16 protein-coding genes are annotated in these 20,344 nt (G+C 35.3%); 8 read left to right on the top strand and 8 right to left on the bottom strand.

Annotation, left to right across the window (positions count from 1 at the left end; translation table 11 throughout):
* Positions 1-69: 69 nt before the first annotated feature.
* The 3 genes from ACH3PA_RS15765 to ACH3PA_RS15755 all read left to right on the top strand — a co-directional run bounded on the left by ACH3PA_RS15765 (position 70) and on the right by ACH3PA_RS15755 (position 5,336).
* The gene (locus ACH3PA_RS15765; RefSeq protein WP_416442065.1) at positions 70-2,724 is read left to right on the top strand and encodes a DNA gyrase/topoisomerase IV subunit A; all 2,655 of its coding nucleotides are present in this window, start codon (positions 70-72) and stop codon (positions 2,722-2,724) included.
* 3 nt (positions 2,725-2,727) lie between these two features.
* Positions 2,728-3,165: a large conductance mechanosensitive channel protein MscL gene (gene mscL, locus ACH3PA_RS15760; RefSeq protein WP_416442064.1), complete on the top strand. Its 438-nt coding sequence runs from the start codon at positions 2,728-2,730 to the stop codon at positions 3,163-3,165.
* Positions 3,166-3,266: 101 nt separating this feature from the next.
* Positions 3,267-5,336 carry an ATP-binding protein gene (locus ACH3PA_RS15755; RefSeq protein WP_416442063.1) on the top strand — a complete coding sequence of 690 codons (2,070 nt, stop codon included), beginning with the start codon at positions 3,267-3,269 and terminating at the stop codon, positions 5,334-5,336.
* Positions 5,337-5,339: 3 nt separating this feature from the next.
* Here the strand turns inward: ACH3PA_RS15755 and ACH3PA_RS15750 are convergent, their stop codons facing one another.
* The 5 genes from ACH3PA_RS15750 to ACH3PA_RS15730 all read right to left on the bottom strand — a co-directional run bounded on the left by ACH3PA_RS15750 (position 5,340) and on the right by ACH3PA_RS15730 (position 9,102).
* Positions 5,340-6,098, bottom strand: a complete 759-nt coding sequence (locus ACH3PA_RS15750; protein WP_416448277.1) for a sensor histidine kinase — start codon at positions 6,096-6,098, stop codon at positions 5,340-5,342.
* A 23-nt stretch (positions 6,099-6,121) separates the two neighbouring features.
* Complete coding sequence (locus ACH3PA_RS15745) at positions 6,122-7,318, bottom strand: tetratricopeptide repeat protein (protein ID WP_416448276.1); 1,197 nt, start codon at positions 7,316-7,318, stop codon at positions 6,122-6,124.
* Positions 7,319-7,415: 97 nt separating this feature from the next.
* Positions 7,416-8,225, bottom strand: coding sequence for a TerC family protein (locus tag ACH3PA_RS15740; RefSeq protein WP_416442061.1), 810 nt, complete (start codon positions 8,223-8,225; stop codon positions 7,416-7,418).
* Positions 8,226-8,606, bottom strand: coding sequence for a DNA topoisomerase IV (locus ACH3PA_RS15735; RefSeq protein ID WP_416442060.1), 381 nt, complete (start codon positions 8,604-8,606; stop codon positions 8,226-8,228).
* 31 nt (positions 8,607-8,637) lie between these two features.
* A complete protein-coding gene (locus ACH3PA_RS15730; RefSeq protein WP_416442059.1) occupies positions 8,638-9,102 on the bottom strand; it encodes a helix-turn-helix domain-containing protein in 465 nt (154 codons plus the stop codon).
* Between the two features lie 301 nt (positions 9,103-9,403).
* Here ACH3PA_RS15730 and ACH3PA_RS15725 point away from each other — a divergent pair, with 301 nt between their 5' ends.
* The 4 genes from ACH3PA_RS15725 to ACH3PA_RS15710 all read left to right on the top strand — a co-directional run bounded on the left by ACH3PA_RS15725 (position 9,404) and on the right by ACH3PA_RS15710 (position 14,300).
* Positions 9,404-10,579, top strand: a complete 1,176-nt coding sequence (locus ACH3PA_RS15725; RefSeq protein WP_416442057.1) for a M14 metallopeptidase family protein — start codon at positions 9,404-9,406, stop codon at positions 10,577-10,579.
* A 55-nt stretch (positions 10,580-10,634) separates the two neighbouring features.
* Positions 10,635-11,114: an Lrp/AsnC family transcriptional regulator gene (locus ACH3PA_RS15720; RefSeq protein ID WP_416442055.1), complete on the top strand. Its 480-nt coding sequence runs from the start codon at positions 10,635-10,637 to the stop codon at positions 11,112-11,114.
* A 75-nt stretch (positions 11,115-11,189) separates the two neighbouring features.
* Positions 11,190-13,775, top strand: coding sequence for a phosphoenolpyruvate carboxylase (locus ACH3PA_RS15715; RefSeq protein WP_416442053.1), 2,586 nt, complete (start codon positions 11,190-11,192; stop codon positions 13,773-13,775).
* A gap of 3 nt (positions 13,776-13,778) precedes the next feature.
* The gene (locus tag ACH3PA_RS15710; RefSeq protein ID WP_416442051.1) at positions 13,779-14,300 is read left to right on the top strand and encodes a DinB family protein; all 522 of its coding nucleotides are present in this window, start codon (positions 13,779-13,781) and stop codon (positions 14,298-14,300) included.
* On the opposite strand, the gene ACH3PA_RS15705 is transcribed toward ACH3PA_RS15710, so the two are convergent.
* Together ACH3PA_RS15705 and ACH3PA_RS15700 are read right to left on the bottom strand one after the other, a co-directional pair.
* On the bottom strand, positions 14,297-14,827 hold the full coding sequence (locus tag ACH3PA_RS15705; protein ID WP_416442049.1) for a KdsC family phosphatase: 531 nt from the start codon (positions 14,825-14,827) through the stop codon (positions 14,297-14,299). The genes ACH3PA_RS15710 and ACH3PA_RS15705 overlap by 4 nt on opposite strands.
* The gene (locus ACH3PA_RS15700) at positions 14,808-15,575 is read right to left on the bottom strand and encodes a Rossmann-like and DUF2520 domain-containing protein (protein ID WP_416442047.1); all 768 of its coding nucleotides are present in this window, start codon (positions 15,573-15,575) and stop codon (positions 14,808-14,810) included. The genes ACH3PA_RS15705 and ACH3PA_RS15700 overlap by 20 nt, the downstream gene beginning before the upstream one ends.
* A 116-nt stretch (positions 15,576-15,691) precedes the next feature.
* Between ACH3PA_RS15700 and ccsA the strand changes: the two genes are divergently transcribed.
* Positions 15,692-18,925, top strand: coding sequence for a cytochrome c biogenesis protein CcsA (ccsA, locus tag ACH3PA_RS15695; protein WP_416448275.1), 3,234 nt, complete (start codon positions 15,692-15,694; stop codon positions 18,923-18,925).
* Between the two features lie 20 nt (positions 18,926-18,945).
* On the opposite strand, the gene ACH3PA_RS15690 is transcribed toward ccsA, so the two are convergent.
* Complete coding sequence (locus tag ACH3PA_RS15690; RefSeq protein WP_416442043.1) at positions 18,946-20,283, bottom strand: 7TM-DISM domain-containing protein; 1,338 nt, start codon at positions 20,281-20,283, stop codon at positions 18,946-18,948.
* Between the last annotated feature and the right edge of the window lie 61 nt (positions 20,284-20,344).

The following is a 20,344-nucleotide window of genomic DNA, read 5'->3' as shown; positions in this document are numbered from 1 at the left end:
CCTGAATAACGATCTTAAATTTAAATTACAATAATTTTTAAATAGGAAAAACCCCATCCTATACAAGCTATGAGCGAGAACTACGAAGAACCTGATTTTGAAAAGCCAGAAGAAGAAAATAGCGGTGAGACCATTACCCGGGTTACGGGTATGTTTAAAGACTGGTTTCTTGATTATGCCTCTTATGTAATTTTAGAACGAGCTGTCCCGGCAATAGAAGATGGTTTTAAACCGGTGCAGCGCCGTATAATGCATTCTTTTAAAGATCTTGATGATGGGCGCTACAATAAGGTGGCAAACATTGTAGGTCATACTATGCAGTATCATCCTCACGGTGATGCCAGTATTGCAGATGCTATGGTACAAATGGGCCAGAAGGATCTTCTTATAGACACACAAGGTAACTGGGGCAATATACTTACCGGTGATAGTGCTGCTGCATCGCGTTATATAGAAGCGAGATTATCAAAATTTGCATTAGAAGTTCTTTTTAGTCCTAAAATTACTGAGTGGCAGGCATCTTATGATGGTAGAAAAAAAGAGCCTGTAAATCTACCGGTGAAATTCCCATTATTACTTGCTCAGGGTGGTGAAGGTATTGCTGTAGGTTTAAGCACTAAAATTTTACCACATAACTTTAACGAACTTATCGATGCTTCAATAAAGCATTTAAAAGGTAAAAAATTCACCATTTTACCCGATTTTCCTACCTCTGGGGTAGCAGATTTTAGCGATTATAAGGATGGTCACAGAGGTGGCAAGGTAAGAGTGCGTGCAAAAATAGACCAGCTAGATAAAAACACCCTTGTAATTACTGAAATTCCGTTTAGTACAACTACTACTTCACTTATTGATTCAATATTAAAAGCGAACGACAAAGGTAAGATCAAGATTAAAAAAATTGAAGATAACACCTCTTCAGAAGTAGAAATTGTAATACATCTGCCACCGGGAATGTCGCCAGACAAGACTATTGGCGCCCTTTATGCTTTCACAAATTGTGAGGTTTCTATTTCGCCATTAGGCTGTGTTATTGAAGACAACAAACCTTTATTTGTAGGTGTTACCGAAATGTTGCGCCTCTCAACAGAGCGTACTAAAGATTTGTTGCGACAGGAACTTGATATTAAACTCGATGAGCTTGAAAGTCAGTGGCACTTTGCTTCTCTGGAGCGTATTTTTATAGAGAATAGAATATACCGTGATATTGAAGAAGAAGAAACATGGGAAGGCGTTATCACTGCTATTGATAATGGTTTAAAACCTTTTATTGGTCATCTAAAAAGAGCTGTTACAGAAGAAGATATCACCCGACTTACAGAAATACGAATTAAAAGGATTTCTAAATTTGATATCGACAAGGCGCAACAAAAAATTGACGCCCTCGAAGATGAAATTGCAGAGGTTAAACATCATTTAGCCAACTTAACCGATTTTGCAATAGCATATTTTACAAGACTCAAAAAAGAGTACGGTGTAAATAGACAACGTCTTACTGAGATTCGTGTGTTTGACGATATTGAGGCCACAAAAGTTGTCATAAGAAATACTAAACTTTATGTTAACCGCAAAGAAGGTTTTGTAGGAACATCTTTAAAGAGAGATGAATATGTAACCGATTGTGCAGATATAGATGACATTATCGTGTTTACTAAAGAAGGTAAGATGATCATCACTAAAGTTGATGCTAAAACCTTTGTAGGGAAAGACATAATTCACGTAGCGGTATTTAGAAAAAAGGACAAACGCACTATTTATAACCTCATTTATAAAGATGGCACAGGAGGAAGTACTTACGTGAAGCGATTTAGTGTTACAAGCGTAACTCGAGATCGTGAATATGATATGACAAATGGCAAAAAAGGGTCTACAGTTCTTTATTTTAGTGCAAATCCTAATGGTGAGGCAGAAGTTGTAACGATTTACTTAAGAGCAGTGGGTAACATTAAGAAATTAAAGTTTGATCTCGATCTGGCAGATGTTCTTATAAAAGGACGTAATTCTAAAGGGAATATTGTCTCTAAACATTCAGTGCGTACTATTGATCTTAAAGAGAAAGGCGTATCTACTTTAAAACCACGCAAGATCTGGTTTGATGATACTGTTCAACTTTTAAATGTTGACGGTAGAGGTGAATTACTAGGCGAATTTAAAGGAGAAGACAGATTACTCATTATAACCCAGGAGGGTATAGTAAAAACAATAACACCGGAACTTACTACGAGATTTAAGGATAATATTATTGTTCTGGAAAAATGGATTCCTTCGAAACCTATTTCTGCAATCTATTGGGATGGAAATAAAGAAAAATATTACGCAAAACGTTTTCTAATCGAAAATCCTGATAAAGAAGAGCTATTCATTTCAGAACATGCTAATAGTCACTTAGAAATTGTTTCTACAGATTACAGACCAGTAGTAGAAATGGTATTTTACAAAGAAAGAGGTAAAGACCAGAAGCCAAGTGAAGAGGTTGATTTTGAAAATTTCATTTCTGTGAAAGGGATCAACGCCCTTGGTAATCAATTTTATACTGAAAAACTTAAGCAGATAAATTTGCTTGAACCTTTGCCTCATGAAGAACCTGAAGAAATAAAAACCGAAGATCTTGAGGTGGTAGATGAAGAAACAGTGAGAGGAGATGGTACAGATAGAACTTCATCTTCTTATTACAAAGACGATAATATTGATGATTCTGATGAGGGACAAACTTCACTTTTTTAATTCATGGGCGTAATACAGGAGTTTAAGGATTTTGCCGTAAAAGGCAATATGATAGACATGGCTATAGGTATAATAATAGGTGCAGCTTTTAAAGATGTTGTAGAGGTTATTGTGAAGCGTATAATGCTACCGCCGCTGTCTATGTTAACTGATGGCGTGAATTTCTCAAATAAAAAGATAGTGCTCAGGGAAGCTCATCTTGATTCTATGGGCAATTCTATAGCAGAAACTTCTATAGGCTATGGTGAACTTATAACTGTTGCACTCGATTTTTTTATTATCGCATTTGTAGTTTTTATTGTAGTAAAAGTTATGAATAGGTTAAAAGAAAGAGGGGATGACGCCAAAGACACCTCTGTTAAAACTCCAAAAGATATAGAATTACTTACCAGAATAAATGAGCTTTTAGAAGAACAAAACAAACATTTATTGAAGAAATAAATATCTTATATCAAAAAAAATAAATTTGTAGGTATATTCATGTAAAAAAAATCTTAAATTAGCCGCATCTACTTATAAATAGCATTGTTAAGCCCCTAAACATGCAAAAACGATATATTCATCAATTCTTCGGAATAGCATTTTCGCTATTCCTATGCTTGACCGCTTTTTCGTTTTATCTCTATCGCAATTACTGTGAGAATCTGAACGAAAAATTAAGTACACAAATTCAGGCCTCTGCGAGTCTTGCAGAACAGGATTTTAGACGATCAGTTTTCAATAATATTTCTTCTCTTGAAAATCTTAAGAACAGAATACAGGAAAGTGATGGTTTGTATTTTCCTTATTGGCAAAATGATGCGAAACGGATTATAAGTCAGAATAATGCTTTAAAGTTTATTGAATGGATAGATAATGATGGTATTATTCAGGAAATTGTTCCGTTAAACGGAAATGAACCAGCCATAAAACTTGACATCAAAAAACTAAATTATCGTTATGCAGAATGGTTAGGTCATAGCTCAGATACTATTACAAATATAACGCCATGGCTAGAGCTTACACAGGGCGGTAATTCATTCTTAATAGATGTTCCTGTATATTTTAAAGGTAAATTTCAGGGAACTATAACTGCGGGAATGGATTTTAAGGCTCAGTTTGATAAACTGGGTTCTAATCTTAATGATTATGCTATATTAATCAATGATGAAGAGGGGCATGCCTTTTATAGTTTCAATAATCCACAACCAGATATTTTCTCTCCAGAACTTGTCTATAGTGCTGCAATGACCGTAGATGCAAATCCAGAAGATTTCTGGTCGTTTAAATTTATGTATCGAGATATGAAAGTATTACAGGATCATAAATTGATAGCGACCTACGTTTTCATTTTTGGACTCGTATCTTCATTAATTTCAAGCTTTTTAGTCTTCTTTTACTTAAAAGCTAAGAAAGCAGCCGCTGGTTTTGAAAAGGCAAACGCAGCTTTAAAAAACCTGAACAGGGCTCTCGCCAGAGAAAAGGAAAATGCAACAAAAGCCTCGCTCGCAAAAACTGAATTTCTGTCTAACATGAGTCATGAGATTAGAACGCCTCTAAATGCTATTTTAGGACTTTCTGAAATATTGAAGTCAAAGGCTAATGAAGATCAACAGCCGCTTATAAATATGATGACAAATTCATCTGCAACCTTATTGGGTCTCGTAGATAATATACTGTTGATAGATAAAATTGAATCTGGCAAAGAAGTGCTTCATACAGAACAATTCGTTCCACTGGAGATTATTAAGAATAACATAAACTACTATTCCCCACAAATTGAGCGTTACGGACTTCAGCTAAAAGTGAATTTTGATGTATGTAAAGCGTGTAAGGTGGTAGGAGATAAGCTAAAATTTGAACAAATTTTTGTAAACCTGCTTAAAAACGCAATTAAATTTACGCAGAAAGGCCATATTGAAATTATTTATTCCGAAGAGGTTGTAGGTACTAATGTGCATTTAACTTTACAAATTAATGACACCGGCATTGGGATTCCCGAAGACAAAATAGACACTATTTTTGAACGTTTTTATCAGGTTGATGGCGGTATTGCCAAAAAACATGGTGGGGGTGGATTAGGATTACCTATAACAAAACATCTTGTTCATCTTTTTGATGGAACTATTAATGTTTCAAGTAAAGTTTCTAAGGGTACTTCTTTTACGGTAGAACTTGAGTTGCCTATTGATTATGCAGGTATCGAGTTGACTGAAAATAAAGAAATACCAGATTTATCAGCTCTTTCTGTTCTTATTGTAGATGACAATAAACTCAATACATTCATCTTAGAAAAGTGCCTAAAACAGCTAAAAATCGGCTCAGAAGTGGCATATAACGGCATTGAGGCTCTAGAAAAAACAAGAGAACAATATTATGATCTCGTTTTTATGGATGTGCACATGCCAGAACTAGATGGCTTTGAAACAACCCGAAGAATAAGGCAATTTTATAAAAATACCTTAATCATTGGGCTCAGCGCAGATGCTACGAATAGTGCTATGACAGAAGGATTAAGATCTGGAATGGATTATTACCTAACAAAACCTTTAGATCGGAATAAACTTATAGATATTTTAATCGAAAGATTTCCCAAAGAGGAATATGCAGATAAAAACATGCAACACCATTAGACACTACTGTACGGGCAGGTCAAGCAAAACTTTGGTACCTTTAGGATTATTGCCTTCATCATATAAATCAATTATATTGAGTGAATGGGCATGAGCAAAATTCTTTGAGAAATTTTGTAACCGCTGTATTGTCAGCCTGATTCCAATAGATTTTTTCTGTGTGTTCCGTTTATCACTTGGTATTTCCATAGTTTTTTTGCGGCCTATACCATTGTCTGTAATTGAAATTTCTACGAAATTCTCATTTTTCTTACTCACTTTCAGTTCGAGAGTTTTTTTACCATCTTTTGGCTGAAGACCGTGCCAAAGGGCATTCTCAACAAAAGGCTGCAATATGAGAGAAGGTATTTTAATATCTTTTAGCGAAATATCATCGTCTACTTTTACGTCATATATAATCTCATTACAAAACCTAATATTTTCAATATTCACATATAACTGCATGGTTTCTAATTCTTCTGCCAAGGTAATTTCTTTCTCTAACGAACTCGACAAAATTGATCTTACCAGTTTTGCAAATTGATTGAGATACTCTATCGCATCCTCAGAATTGTGGTTCTGCATATAGATTTTAATCGAAAGCAATGCGTTAAAAATAAAATGCGGATTCATCTGTGAGCGCATGAGTTTCTGCTCAGCTTTTAAAGCGGTTTTTTCATTTTTAAGCTTGTTTTGCCGGAATAATATATAGACAATAACAAAAGAAAAAAGAAAAAGCAATCCAAGAAATATGAGATTTTGATTGCTTTGGGCGAGATTCATCGTTACGATCTCATTTTCCTTTTCTAAAAGTGCAATGGTGTTTTTTTCTTTTCTGTATCATACTTCATATTAAGATCAGAAACATACTTATGATTTTCTTCATTTAAATATTTTTTCTGTACCGTCTGTGATAAACGTTGATAATCAAGTGCTTTATCATATTGACCTTGTTTCTCTTTTAATTGGGCAAGATGCTCATAGGTGCTACTAAGAAATTGTTTCATTTCATTTTTCTTAGATACGCGCTCACCAGTTAAGAAATATTTTTCTGCCTCAGTATAATTTCCCAATTCGTACAATGCCCAGCCCATATTTATGTATGCCATAGCGATGTAAAATTCATCTTCAAGATGATCTGCCATAGCAATTGTGGGCCTTATTAATTTCATGGCCGCCTCTGCTTTGTTCTGTTTAAGATAAACCTGACCAATGCTATTATTACAAATAAGGATGCCCAGTTCAGAGTTTATTTCCTCATTGTATTTTAAGGACTGGCGGTAATTGTACAATGCTTTCTCAAACTGCCCGCGTTCTTCATAAGTAATGCCTAGGTTGCCGTAATTAATAGCCAGACCCAATTTACTGCCAATGCCTTCTTCATAAGGAATGGCCTGTTTAAAGTAATTTTCAGCAAGATCGTAATCACCAATTATGAGGTAGATATTACCTATGCTATTCAGCGAAATAGCAATACTTTTTACAATAGAATTATTCTTCGGAGTAAAATTTTCGGCCATTTCAAGTGCGGCCTGATGATTATCTAGTGCCGATCGTACGGCATCCATTCTACGATAAACAACACCCAACATATTGAGTGCAGATATTTCCATCTCCTGATTTCCTATTTCTTTGGCCAGCGCAATACTTTTTTTGTGATGATATATTGACCTTTGGTATGATGATTTATCTCTAAAATATATGCCCAGCATATTTTCCGCGTAAGCTTCCCCGAGTGTATAATTAACCTTTTCACTTGCGATGATCAGCTTTTTCATAGCTGTAGTATCGCGCCTAAAGTCTTCTAAATTAGCATGTAATTTCTCGAGAGATTGCTCTTTCTCATCAATTATATCTGTAAGTATAACCTGAAAATTAGAAGGAGAAGACTGTGGTAGAGCAGTATAGCTCTGTAATAAAAAGAAAAGAGTGAAAAAGCTAACTCTGCGGTAATAAGTACATGCGAAGTTTGGGAGCTTAAAGTAATGTTTTATAAATCCCATGAGGTGGTAAGATTTGTATCTTACTAAATATACACATATTGCGGCTATGTCACAATATGTGTATATACATGAGTATCTTACAGGAATTCAAGTTTATTTAAGCAACAGTATCTTCTTCAATATGCTGCTTTTTACGCAATTTGAAATTTAAGAATTCAAGAAAAAGTGAAAATGCAATCGTAAAATACAAATATCCTTTAGGGATGGTGCCTACTTCACTATTAAAAATTTTAAGGTGAGCAAGATGAGCTGCTTCTGCGATTAGCATAAAACCTATAAGTATAAGAAATGCCAAACCTAATATTTGAAGCGAAGGGTGCTTATTTACAAAATCGCCTACGGGGTTTGCAAAAAGCATCATGATCAATACAGAAATAACAACAGCAACTATCATAAGTATTAAGGCATCATTGGGGTTATCGCTTAAACCATTTGTCATACCTACCGCCGTTAGAATAGAATCAAATGAAAAAACCACATTGATAAGTGTGATCTGCAAAACTGCCTTTTTTAGAGTAGTAGAACTCTTACTTTTCACTTCAGCTTCTTCTTCACCCGTAAGATCAACTTTCTCATGTATCTCATGCACACTTTTGTATAGCAGAAAAATACCTCCCGCAAAAAGTATGAGTGCCTGACCGCTAATGCCTGCTTGTATCCATGACTGATTTATATGCCAGAAGGGAGCTTCCATTGCCACCAAAACCGTTATACCAAAGAGCAGAGCAATACGCATAACCATGGCCAGAATAAGCCCGATATTTACTGCTTTCTTCCGATTTTCAGGTCTTAATTTAGAAGAAGCAAGAGAAATGAAAATAATGTTATCTATCCCCAAAACAATTTCAAGAAAAGTCAAGGTAAGAAGTGCGACCCACGCATCTGCAGATGAGAAAATATCAAGCATTTAATTTATTTTTTTGGCTGTTCCTTTTTGTTTATTTGTTTCGCCTACAAGGGCGTATTCAAAGGTATAAAAATCTCCTTCTGTTTTTAATATTTTAAAATGAAGTGCTTTACGTTCATTTCTGTTTTTAGGATTAATCTTGTTAGCAATATACTCACAGTCATTAATCCATCGTATGCTTGAAGAATCGGCTACTCCTTTATAAAAATCAATCTCAAGGGTATCATTTCTGGTGAATTGTGTTTTAACAACTTCGCCATTCAGGTAAGTTTCAAATTCAAATTTACCGGTCTTAAAATCATTGCAGCTGCGTTCTGGTGAATAGCAGGAAACCAGCAGTGCAAAAACAGCAATAAGCAGCGATAATCTTTTCAACATCATAGCCGCGAAAATACAAATACATAAACAAATTTTAGAGATCCATATAAGGAAGTTGATCTTCAAAACTTTCAAAAGTTCCGTCATCATAAAAAATAACAATACGTTTTATCCCTTTTGATCTAGGATAGTCATCACCAAAGCTTTTTGGAGACATATATGAACTGTAATCTTCTTGTTTTTTAATAGGCGTATGTGGTGGTTTCTGCGATGCATTTGCATCTGCAGATTTTGAAAAAAGATCTGAAGAAGTATTTTCAACATTGTTTTTAATAGGGGGCAAACTTCCTTTACCATTAAGTAGCCAGTACAGTTCTACTTCGGGAAAAGTTTCTACAACTTTCATCACAAATTCTAAACTGGGTTTATTGCGACCAGATAAAATATGAGAGATAGAAGAACGACCAACTTCGATCTTATCGGCGAATGCCGTAGCATTCAACTCGTATTCTTCCATAATTTTTAATAGCCTTTCAGCAAATTTAGCGCTGTTCACCATTGTAAAATAGAGATATATAAAACATGTTTACAAATGTAATAATAAATTTAAGATAATAGAGGTTACAATTGTAAACAGTACAGCAAATCAAGAATATTTTATTGAATTAAAACTCTATATAAATATGTTTAAACATCTTAAATTTAAGTGATTAATATATAATTAATTGGTTTGTGGAATTTTTCCTATAGCTCTATTTACAACTGTGATTTCATTGTTACATATAGTAAACAGGATGTAATAATAAAGAGTTTACATTTGTAAAATTAGCAATGTTTACATTTGTAACTTAATTTAAAATATGAATTTTAATCAGCTTTTACTTTGGCATAAAACACATAAAGAACAAAATCTTTATGGGCGATACATTACGCATCACAGCATAGCTCCTTTACTGGATTTCTGGCGGAACAATTTTGAGATCACAGAAATTGGTAAGTCTGTGCTGGGAAAATCCATCCACAGTATTCAAATTGGCTCTGGGCCAAAAAAAATATTGATGTGGTCTCAAATGCACGGGAATGAAAGCACAACTACAAAAGCCTTATTTGATCTTTTTAAATGGTTAACAGCATCAGAATATAAAATTGAGGCAGAATCTTTACTTAAATCATGTACTTTACATATCATACCCATATTAAATCCTGACGGGGCAGAACGTTATACAAGGCTCAATGCTCATGACATTGATCTCAACAGGGATGCACAGAACCAATCGCAACCAGAAAGTATTATTCTACGCACCGTTTTTGATGCATTTAAACCCGATTTTTGCCTCAATTTGCACGGTCAGCGTACAATATTTGGAGTGGGAGACCCTGCTAAATCAGCCACGGTATCTTTTTTATCGCCTGCTCAGGACAAAAACCGCTCAGTAACGCGATCCCGTAAAATGGGTATGGCAATTATAGCCGGATTAAATGAGATGCTTCAGCATTTTATTCCACAAGGAGTAGGGCGATATGATGATTCTTTTAACCTTAATTGCGTTGGCGATACTTTTCAATCCTTAAATGTACCAACCGTGCTTTTTGAAGCTGGTCATTACCCTGATGATTACGCACGTGAAGAAACGCGTGCATATATATTTTTAGCTTTGGTGAAAGCCTTAAATATTATTACCAATTCTAATGATGATCTAAAACGAGGATACAAGGGGTATTTTGAAATTCCGGAGAACAAAAAATGCTTTTTTGACATTATTTTAAGACAAATTGCGCTTCCGGAAGCAGGAGTGACTGATGTTGCAATACAATATGAAGAGACTTTAATAGAAGGCGAATTGCGATTTATTCCTAAAATAGCTGAGATTGCTGTTTTGCAAGAATTTACAGGGCATGTTGAGTACGATTGTGACTCACAAAACCCGGATATCACTGACACAAATATCTGGCAAAAAGGAAGTAAAATCGGTCAAATTACCCTCAATAACGGATTTACTAAAACGTTTTCGCAAATATTACCTAAAACGTTATGAATTATTCAATGTATTTATCCTATTTTTGCGTAATATATAATTTAATGATTGAATAATGGCGAAATTCAAATTAGACGAGGTTGATCACCAGATTCTAGATATGTTGATTGAAAATACTCGTACTCCTTTTACAGATATTGCAAAAAAACTTCTAATCTCTGCTGGTACAGTTCATGTGCGCGTAAAAAAAATGGAAGAGGCGGGAATCATAATAGGTTCTTCTCTAACACTTGATTACGCAAAACTGGGATACTCGTTTATTGCATATGTAGGCATCTACATAAACAAAACAAGTCAAACAACATTCGTTCTTGAGCGCATCAATCAGATCCCGTTTGTTACGGTTGCTCATGTTACTACAGGTAAATTTAATATCTTTTGCAAAATACGTGCTCGCAATACAGAGCATGCAAAAAATATTATTTTTGAACTGGATGATATTGACGGAGTTTATCGCAGCGAGACCATGATTTCTCTAGAAGAGAGTATCAATGATAAAAAACGTCTTATGCATTCAATTTTTCAGGAATTGTAAAGCCAAAAAGACTTAACTTTAAAACCCTTTGGCTTTATAGACAAAGGGTTTTTTTATTCAACTAAAATCAAAATAATGTCCAGACAACCCAAGTTAGAACGTTTTAATAGTTACGTTAAATCTAAATATCAGGTATACAATAGTTTATTCATGACCCTTCCTTTTCAGGGAATTTCAAATACCGGTGTACTTTTACCTTTATTTGATACTATCTGTGTAGATGGTTATGAAAGAAAATATAATCCCACCCAGATTGTTTCGTACTTTTTTGATAAATATCAACGAGATATTCCCGAAGAAGATCGATATAATTTACTTTTTAGATTTATTCAGTATATAGAACGCCAGGTTGTTCTGTTTGATGCAATAGAAGATGCCTCATATCGTATTGTTCATAATATGGATGGTCGCGGTACTTTAAGAAATATTAAAGAAGAAGCTCAAGCACAAAACAAGACTGAAGAATTAAAAGATTACCTCAATCATTTTAAAATAAGACCGGTTCTTACAGCGCACCCTACACAATTTTATCCCGGTGCCGTACTGGGTATCATCAATGATCTTAGCGATGCCATAAACGCTAATGATCTGGAGATGATCAAAAAATTGCTTTCTCAGCTTGGTAAAACGCCTTTCTTTAAAAAGGAGAAGCCTACACCTTATGATGAAGCGGTTAGTCTTATCTGGTACTTGGAGAATGTATTTTACCACTCTTCTAGTTTCATTTATAATTACCTGCAGCAAAACGTTTTTAAAGGTGAGTTTTTTGATAATGAAGTTATAGATCTTGGTTTCTGGCCGGGGGGTGACCGTGATGGTAATCCTTTTGTAACTACAGATATTACTTTAAGGGTCGCAGCTCGATTACGCAATACAATTATAAAAAACTACTATCGCGATATGCGCGATATGCGTCGCAGAATTACGTTTGTAGGTACGGTAGAAATATTATCAGATCTGGAGCGTCGTTTATATGACAGTATATTTTTGCCTGGTGATAAACTTAAAATCACTAAAGACGAACTATTAGAAAAACTTCTTACCGTACGCAAAATAGTAGTAGAACAACATCAAAGTCTTTTTCTTGAAGAAATTGACGATCTTATAAACAAGATCAAAATGTTTGGTTATCATTTCGCAACGCTTGATATACGTCAGGACAGTAGAGTGCATCACCATGTAATGCAGGAGATCGTTAAAGAATGTCAGCGAGAAGGATTAAACATTTTTCCTGATAATTATCTCGAACTTTCAGAAGAAGAACAGATCACTATATTACAAGACGTTAAAGGATATCTTGATCCTTCAAATCTGGAAGATGAGATAGCCAGAAAGACTCTTGAGTCTATTCACGCAATGCGCGAAATACAAAAACAAAATGGAGAGCGGGGTTCAAATCGTTATATAATAAGTAACAACCAGACCATGCTTAATGTGATGGAAGCATTTGCCATGTTGCATTTGTGTGATTGGGATAAACCTACGGCAGATATCGTACCATTATTTGAGACAGTACCAGATCTTAAGATCGCTCATAAAGTAATGGAAGATCTGTATACAAATCCTGCTTACGCAAAACACTTAGCTTCAAGAGGAAATCAACAAACCATAATGCTGGGCTTTAGTGATGGTACAAAAGATGGTGGTTACTTAATGGCCAACTGGAGTATATTTAAAGCTAAAGAAGCGTTAACAGCAATTTCCAGACAATATGGCGTTAAAGTGATATTCTTTGACGGTAGAGGAGGACCACCGGCTCGTGGTGGTGGTAAAACGCATCAGTTCTATGCTTCTTTGGGTAATACAATAGAAGATGAGCAAATACAATTAACCGTACAAGGCCAAACTATCAGTTCTAATTTTGGAACTAAAGATTCTTGTCAATATAACCTGGAGCAACTTTTGAGTTCAGGAATATTTAATGGTATTTTCTCTCAAAAGAATGTAGCCTTGACAGATGAAGATAGAAAAACAATGGAAGAGTTAGCTGAAGTTAGCTACAAAGCATATTCAGATTTTAAAGAGCATCCTAACTTCTTAGGATATCTTGAAAGAATGAGCACACTAAAATATTATGCTAAAACAAATATAGGAAGTCGACCCAGCAAACGAGGAAAAGGGGATAAGCTTAATTTCTCAGATCTGCGTGCGATTCCTTTTGTGGGATCATGGAGTCAATTGAAGCAAAATGTTCCTGGTTTCTTTGGTGTAGGTACTGCAATAGAACATTTAGAAAGTAAAGGAGAATTTGATAAAGTAAAATCTCTTTATGAGAATAGTCTGTTCTTTAAGACATTGCTTGAGAACAGTATGATGAGTCTTACAAAATCATTTTTTGGCCTGACCGCATATATGCAGGAAGATCCTGAATTTGGCGCTTTCTGGACATTGATTCATGATGAATTTGAACGTACAAAACGTTTATTGCTAAAACTTACCGGTTATAGCGAGTTGATGGAAGAAGAAAAAGCAGGTAAAGCATCTATTCAGGAGAGAGAGCGTATCGTGTTGCCATTGTTAACGATACAGCAATATGCACTTAAGAATATTCAGGAATTACAGAAAGATCCTGAAGCCAATCAGGAGAAGATTGAGATGTTTGAAAAAATGGTGACGCGTTCACTTTTTGGAAATATTAATGCAAGTCGTAATTCGGCATAAGCAATGAAAAAGAGCGATCTTAAATCTTCAGAGTATAATCAGTTTTACAGTACGTATGTTGATTTAGTTCATGAAGATTTATCAATCCTTCAGGCAATAGAAAACGGAAAAGAAAGTGTTTTAGCTTTCTTTTCCGCTATTCCTGATGATAAATTGACCTATGCTTACGCAGAAGGCAAATGGACAATTCTTGAAGTTTTACTTCATATAATTGATACAGAACGTGTTTTTCAATATCGAGCTGTTTGTATTGCACGTAATGATAAAACACCATTTCCCGGTTTTGATCAGGATAATTATATAGCGCCTTCGCAGGCAAATAAGAGAAGTCTTAAAAGTTTATTAGATGAATATGCAGCAGTAAGAGAAAGCTCAATTCATCTTTTTAAGAATCTCCCGGCTGATGGCTTACTAAATTTAGGTGAAGCTAGCAATCATACACTATCTGCCAGAGCTGCTGGTTTTATAATTGCCGGTCACGAATTGCATCACATAAAAATAACTAAAGAGCGCTATCTCAATTAGTCATATTTAGCATCAAACTCTTTCATCCATTTATCCTGTACTTTTAGTACCTGCTCAATAACATCTCTCACGCAACCATTTCCGCCATTTTTGTGAGAAACATATTTAGAGATTTCTTTGATCTCTTTTACAGCATCCTGTGGGCAACAGGGTAAACCAACTAACTTCATCACAGGAAAATCCGGAATATCATCACCCATATAAAGTACGTTTTCGGCTTTTATGTCATAGGTTTCAAAATATTGATTAAGCTGCTCAATTTTTGCGTGAGCACCTAAGAAAATATCTGTAACACCTAAACCTTGTAGTCTGTGACGTACACCTTCATTGGTCCCTCCGGAAATTATACACACATTGAACCCTTGGTTTAATGCTGTTTTAAGAGCATAGCCATCTTTTGTATGCATTGTTCTTAGCATTTCGCCAGTGGTGCCAATTTGTATTGTACCATCTGTAAGAACGCCGTCAACGTCAAAAATAAAAGTTGTTACATGCTTTAAGTATTCCTTATAACTTTTCTTTTCCATAAGTCTTTAAAATAGTCTGTGTAATAGTTTTGTAAATGAGCTTTTGCTCTTCTGTTTTTAAATTTTCAAGTTGCTTTTTTATTGTAGAAGTATCCTGGCGTTTTGCCGGGCCTGTTTGTGCTGCAAGTGCCCCAATATCAAACGCTTTGTTCACAGTTTCTGTCATCAATGGTTTTAGTAAATTGAAATCTAGAGAATGAGTTTTGCAAATTTCTTCTGTTTGATAAAGAATGTGATTGCAAAAATTATTGGCAAATACAGCCGCCTGATGCAAATGTGCTCTCGATTCACTATTTAAGAAGTGTATAGAATCACTTAAAGCAGAAGCTACTTCTTCTAATAATAAAAGATCACTTTTATTAGCAGCTTCTAAGCAAATAGGAACTGTTGAAAAATCAATATTTCTATTTTTAGAAAACGACTGTAAAGGGTAAAAAATCGCCCTTTTTGAGTGCTTTTTCAGCGCGTCTATCGAGGTGCTTCCTGATGTATGAGTCACGATTGAGAGTGTAACAGGAATCGCTTGTGAAATTTCATGTATTACATTGTCTGAAACTGCAATTATCAATATATCAACCGTATGCAGGTTATCATATGAAGTAATGCATTCAGCTATCTTATTAAATGGTAAAAGTGTTTCTTGTGTTCGACCTACTATCTGCCTGAGTAAAATGCCTTTACTTTCAGCGAATGCATGCGCAAGATAAGATGCTACGTTGCCTGTGCCTATTATTGAAATTTCTATCACAGATTCAAAAGTACATAATTTGGATTAAGAATTACAGATTATAAAGAGAGCCGTAATGCTTGAGTAATGCGGTTTTGTGTCGTATATTCGCGCCATTAAAAATTTGCTTTTCCATTATGCAAAAACGTATTGCAGACCTCCTATTTTCTACCCGTTTAATGGCTTTTTTGTTTATCGCTTACGCTGTCGCAATGGCAACGGGCACTATACTTGACGCGGGTCAGGACACTTCACCCACACCTTTTACTAAATATTATATTTATCAGGCCTGGTGGTTTGAACTTATACATATTTTGTTTGTAATCAATTTTGTGGGAAATATCTGGAGATTTAAGCTGTGGCGAAAAGAAAAGTGGACAACTCTGCTTTTTCACTGTTCATTTATCTTAATAATAGTAGGAGCAGGAGTAACGCGATATATAGGTTATGAAGGTGTTATGCCTATTAGAGAGGGGCAAACTGAAAATTCCTTTTTAAGTGATAAAACCTATTTAAAGGTTTTCATAGATGGTGAGAAAGATGGAACACCGCAGCGCAGACCTATAGAAAAGGAAATGTTGCTATCATCAAGATTAAATAATGATTTTGAAATCAACACAGATTTTGATGGCAGGCCGGTAACAATAAGCTTTGATAAATTTATAGATGGTGCAGAAGAAGGTCTGGTAGAAGATCCCGATGGTCGCAATCAATTAAAAATAGTTGAAGCCGGTGACGGTACACGTCATGAGCATTATCTGGAAGAAGGACAAATTGACAATATTCATAATACACTGTTTGCCTTTAACAAACCTACAGAAGGAGCTATAAATATTTCATATGATGGTGATAATTATACACTTGAGTCTCCCTTTGAGGGTGGAGTGACTGTTATGGCAACTCAGGAGAATTATCAGGTAATACAGGATTCTGTACAGGAGCTCAAATTGCGGTCTTTATATCAAATAGGAGAGATGCAGTTCGTTATTCCAGAACCTGTTATAAAAGGTACAAATGGAATTGTAGAATCTTTTCCTAAACAGAAAAATCAGGCTGATGCACTTTTTGTAACAGTTAAAACGGATAAAGGTTCTAAGCAAATAGGCCTACTAGGAGGTAAAGGTTTTGATAGTGATATGAAGACTGTAGAAATAGGCGATCTCAAATTTCATTTGTCATATGGGAGCAAATCTGTTCCTCTTCCTTTTGCCATTAAATTAGATGATTTTGTTGCTCAGCGTTACCCGGGAACTAAAAATGTCTATTCGTCTTACGCCAGTGATATCACTGTAATTGATTCTCCGCAAGAAAGCTTTGATTATGATATTCATATGAATCATGTTCTTGATCATCAGGGCTACCGGTTTTTTCAGGCAAGTTTTGATCCGGATGAGCTAGGTACTGTTCTTTCTGTTAACCACGATTTTTGGGGCACATGGATCACTTATATAGGTTATTTTGCCCTTTATTTAGGCTTAATGCTAATACTTTTTGATAAGGGAAGCAGATTTGGCGATCTTAAGAGGCGTCTTGATAAGGTGAAGGCAAAAAAAGCAGCTTTACCCATTTTGATAGCATTTTTCACTTTAAGCGGAAATCTACACGCTCAGGAAGATAAAGTTCAGGTTGATAACGGGAATACCACCATTATAGAATCTAGTGCAGAAATACAGCCGCAACTTGAAGATAATACAGCGATCAATCACGCTGTTGCTTCTAAAGAACAAATAGATTCTATTCTTGTTGCCAACGCTGTAAGCGCAGAACACGCAGAGAAATTTGGTAAGCTTGTTATTCAGGATGATAAAGGTCGTATGATGCCTGTTAATACCTTTGCCAGCCAGGTTTTACGCAAATTGAGCCGAAAAGATACTTATCTGGGCATGAATGCAGATCAGGTGTTTTTGTCTATGGTAGAATCTCCAGTGTTCTGGTACAATGTTGAGTTTATCTATCTTAAAACGCAAAACGATAGTATACGTAATATTGTAGGTATTCCTAAAGATAAAGAATACGTTAAGGCGATCGATTTCTTTGATGCTCAGGGACAGTATAAATTGACTCCGTATCTTCAAAATGCATATCAGGATGAAGTAAAAAATAGCTACGATAAAGATTTTATTGATATTTCAGAACGCTTAGGTTTATTAGACAGGGCACTTAGTGGTGAAATTTTAAAAATATTTCCTCAGCCTAATGATCCTAATAACAAATGGTATTCTTATCCGGAATTAGGAACGGCCAACTTTAAAGGAATGGATTCTGTTTACACGAAACAAATTCTGCCCATTTATTTTAGTGCACTCAGGGAAGGGAAGGATACAGGTAATTATGATAAAGCAGACGAACTTTTAAATAGTATAACCAGTTTTCAACGCAAGTACGGGAGTGAAGTAATGCCGAGTGAAGACAAGGTAAATGCTGAAGTGTTTTATAATAAACATGATATTTTTACAAAACTTTACTGGATGTATCTTCTTGCATCTGTTTTCATGTTTGTTTTTGTAATTACCAGAATTTTTAAAGATAACCGCTTTATAAAATTCATGGTAAGACTTGGCGGTGCAGCTGTTCTCATCTTATTTCTATTGCATACAGCAGGATTAATATGGAGATGGTATATTTCTGGTCACGCCCCGTGGAGTGATGCTTATGAATCTGTATTATATGTTGGCTGGGCTACCATGTTCTTTGGGCTCGCCTTTGGGCGAAAAAGTTCGTTGACAATTGCAAGTACCGCTTTTGTTGCCGGCTTTATTTTGTGGGGAGCAAGCATGAACTGGCTTAACCCTGCAATTGCTAATTTGCAACCGGTGCTTGATAGTTATTGGTTAATGATACATGTGGCAGTTATTGTAGCTAGTTATGGACCGTTCACTCTGGGAATGATATTAGGTTTAGTTTCTCTTCTTCTCATTTTACTTACCAATGAAAAGAACAGGAAAAAAATGGATCTCAATATAAAAGAGATTACAATTATTACTGAAATGTCACTTACTGTTGGTCTTGTAATGCTAACTATAGGGAATTTCTTAGGAGGTCAGTGGGCTAATGAAAGTTGGGGCCGTTACTGGGGTTGGGACCCAAAAGAAACCTGGGCATTGATAAGTATTATGGTTTACGCATTTGTTATTCACATGCGCTTAGTGCCAGGTCTTAGAGGAAAATGGTTTTTTAATCTAATGGCTGTGCTTGCTTACGGTAGTATTATGATGACTTATTTTGGTGTGAATTTCTGGCTTTCAGGTCTTCACAGTTATGCGAGTGGTAATAATATCCTTAACCTAAATAAGGCACTTATAATATTCGGCTGCGTGATTGCTTTCGCTCTTTTAGCTTATCCCAAGTACAAAAAATTCTATAAGAAGTAGTCTTCCGAAAGAAAAATCTGCTAACTAAGCATATTTAAAAAATCAGAATCTTCGGCGATACCTAGTTTTTTATAAAGGCTGGCCATAGATTGTTTTATCTTAAAATCAGGAAGTTTTAATTGCTCATTGAGCTTATCTTCACGCGTTCCGGTAGAGAGCGCGTGTAATATTTTTACTTCGCAGTTGTTTAAATTGTAATTGTCTATTAGTGATTCAAGGTAAGAGTCATTAATATCTTCTACCTTTTTATACTGGCTAAGTTTCTCAAGTTCTTCTTCCCGTAAACTCAATTCTTTTATCAGGTTAGAATTATTTTTATCTGTATACTGCCAGCGTCGTAAAATGGCAATAGATATGATTATCATTTCTGCTACCATACCTAATTTTATAATAAATGGCGTAATAGGTAATATGGATAAGCCAAAATCATAAAGCACAAAAAAGTCAAATATGCAGTAAATATTTATTGCAAAAACAAACGATACCAGATAGAAAAAAGGCGTGGTTTTGCTAGCTAACCCACTTGTAATCCAGGTTGCAGTTATTGTGAGAAGCACCATTGTATCTGCCAGTGCAAAAAAGAAGTAATTCCCGGTTATCCAATAACCCACCATAAATATAACAGATAGGGTTGCAAAAGTTATTATTGTGAGTTTAAGTTCAGGATATGAGTATTTTAGCCTTACAAAAGTATAGGCAAAAATTGCTCCAACAATACCTAGCAAAACATGGAACAGCAATTCGAGATCTACCAGATAAGACTGCACAAGGCCAAACATATAAGGAATATTATCTCTAAAAGCCAGACTAATACCAGAGATTAAGAGTACCGCAGCATAATACAGTAAGCCGTTATCGCCAGATGAGAAGAATAAAAAGAGATTGATCAGGATTATAAAGAACATAACTCCATAAAAGAGACCGTAGCCAAAAATGTTACCTTGCTCTTTTTTAATTACTTCAGAAAGAGTGGTGAATTCTATAGGGAAGTTTGCCTCTTCATCAAACTGCAGATTTACATATAGCGGTAAGAGGTCATGATGCTTTGAGATATCAAAAGCAGGATATTGTAGATCCGGAATTTCAGAAATACTGCTTCCGGTAGAATCGAAAGCCTCAAATTTTCTTAAATGATAGGATTTTATACGCAAAACTTCATCATTCTCCTTTAACGTATTTATTTTGATCCAGTAACTGCCATTATCCAGACCTTTATTAAAATCTGTGACAGGTTTGAACTCAAAATCTTTTACGTCAAGAATACTTGAGGTACGCGAAGAATCATTATAAAAATCGATGTTGCCAAGCAAAACACCTAAAAACCATATACATACAGTCAATAAACGCCAATAAATCATAAACCCAAAGTTTGGTAAATATCATAGGGGTATGTTTAGGGGTTTTGGGGTATGCAATCAA

The sequence above is a fragment of the Leeuwenhoekiella sp. A2 genome (genome assembly GCF_047946655.1).
Lineage (GTDB): Bacteria > Bacteroidota > Bacteroidia > Flavobacteriales > Flavobacteriaceae > Leeuwenhoekiella.
Note: the sequence above shows the minus strand (reverse complement) of the source record. Positions and strands in the feature narration are given on the sequence as shown.

Bases quoted from the DNA above. Each gene is read 5' to 3' on its own strand.
- ACH3PA_RS15765 (WP_416442065.1), top strand. From the start codon at position 70: ATGAGCGAGAACTACGAAGAACCTGATTTTGAAAAGCCAGAAGAAGAA.
- mscL (WP_416442064.1), top strand. From the start codon at position 2,728: ATGGGCGTAATACAGGAGTTTAAGGATTTTGCCGTAAAAGGCAATATG.
- ACH3PA_RS15755 (WP_416442063.1), top strand. From the start codon at position 3,267: ATGCAAAAACGATATATTCATCAATTCTTCGGAATAGCATTTTCGCTA.
- ACH3PA_RS15750 (WP_416448277.1), bottom strand. From the start codon at position 6,098: ATGAATCTCGCCCAAAGCAATCAAAATCTCATATTTCTTGGATTGCTT.
- ACH3PA_RS15745 (WP_416448276.1), bottom strand. From the start codon at position 7,318: ATGGGATTTATAAAACATTACTTTAAGCTCCCAAACTTCGCATGTACT.
- ACH3PA_RS15740 (WP_416442061.1), bottom strand. From the start codon at position 8,225: ATGCTTGATATTTTCTCATCTGCAGATGCGTGGGTCGCACTTCTTACC.
- ACH3PA_RS15735 (WP_416442060.1), bottom strand. From the start codon at position 8,606: ATGATGTTGAAAAGATTATCGCTGCTTATTGCTGTTTTTGCACTGCTG.
- ACH3PA_RS15730 (WP_416442059.1), bottom strand. From the start codon at position 9,102: ATGGTGAACAGCGCTAAATTTGCTGAAAGGCTATTAAAAATTATGGAA.
- ACH3PA_RS15725 (WP_416442057.1), top strand. From the start codon at position 9,404: ATGAATTTTAATCAGCTTTTACTTTGGCATAAAACACATAAAGAACAA.
- ACH3PA_RS15720 (WP_416442055.1), top strand. From the start codon at position 10,635: ATGGCGAAATTCAAATTAGACGAGGTTGATCACCAGATTCTAGATATG.
- ACH3PA_RS15715 (WP_416442053.1), top strand. From the start codon at position 11,190: ATGTCCAGACAACCCAAGTTAGAACGTTTTAATAGTTACGTTAAATCT.
- ACH3PA_RS15710 (WP_416442051.1), top strand. From the start codon at position 13,779: ATGAAAAAGAGCGATCTTAAATCTTCAGAGTATAATCAGTTTTACAGT.
- ACH3PA_RS15705 (WP_416442049.1), bottom strand. From the start codon at position 14,827: ATGGAAAAGAAAAGTTATAAGGAATACTTAAAGCATGTAACAACTTTT.
- ccsA (WP_416448275.1), top strand. From the start codon at position 15,692: ATGCAAAAACGTATTGCAGACCTCCTATTTTCTACCCGTTTAATGGCT.
- ACH3PA_RS15690 (WP_416442043.1), bottom strand. From the start codon at position 20,283: ATGATTTATTGGCGTTTATTGACTGTATGTATATGGTTTTTAGGTGTT.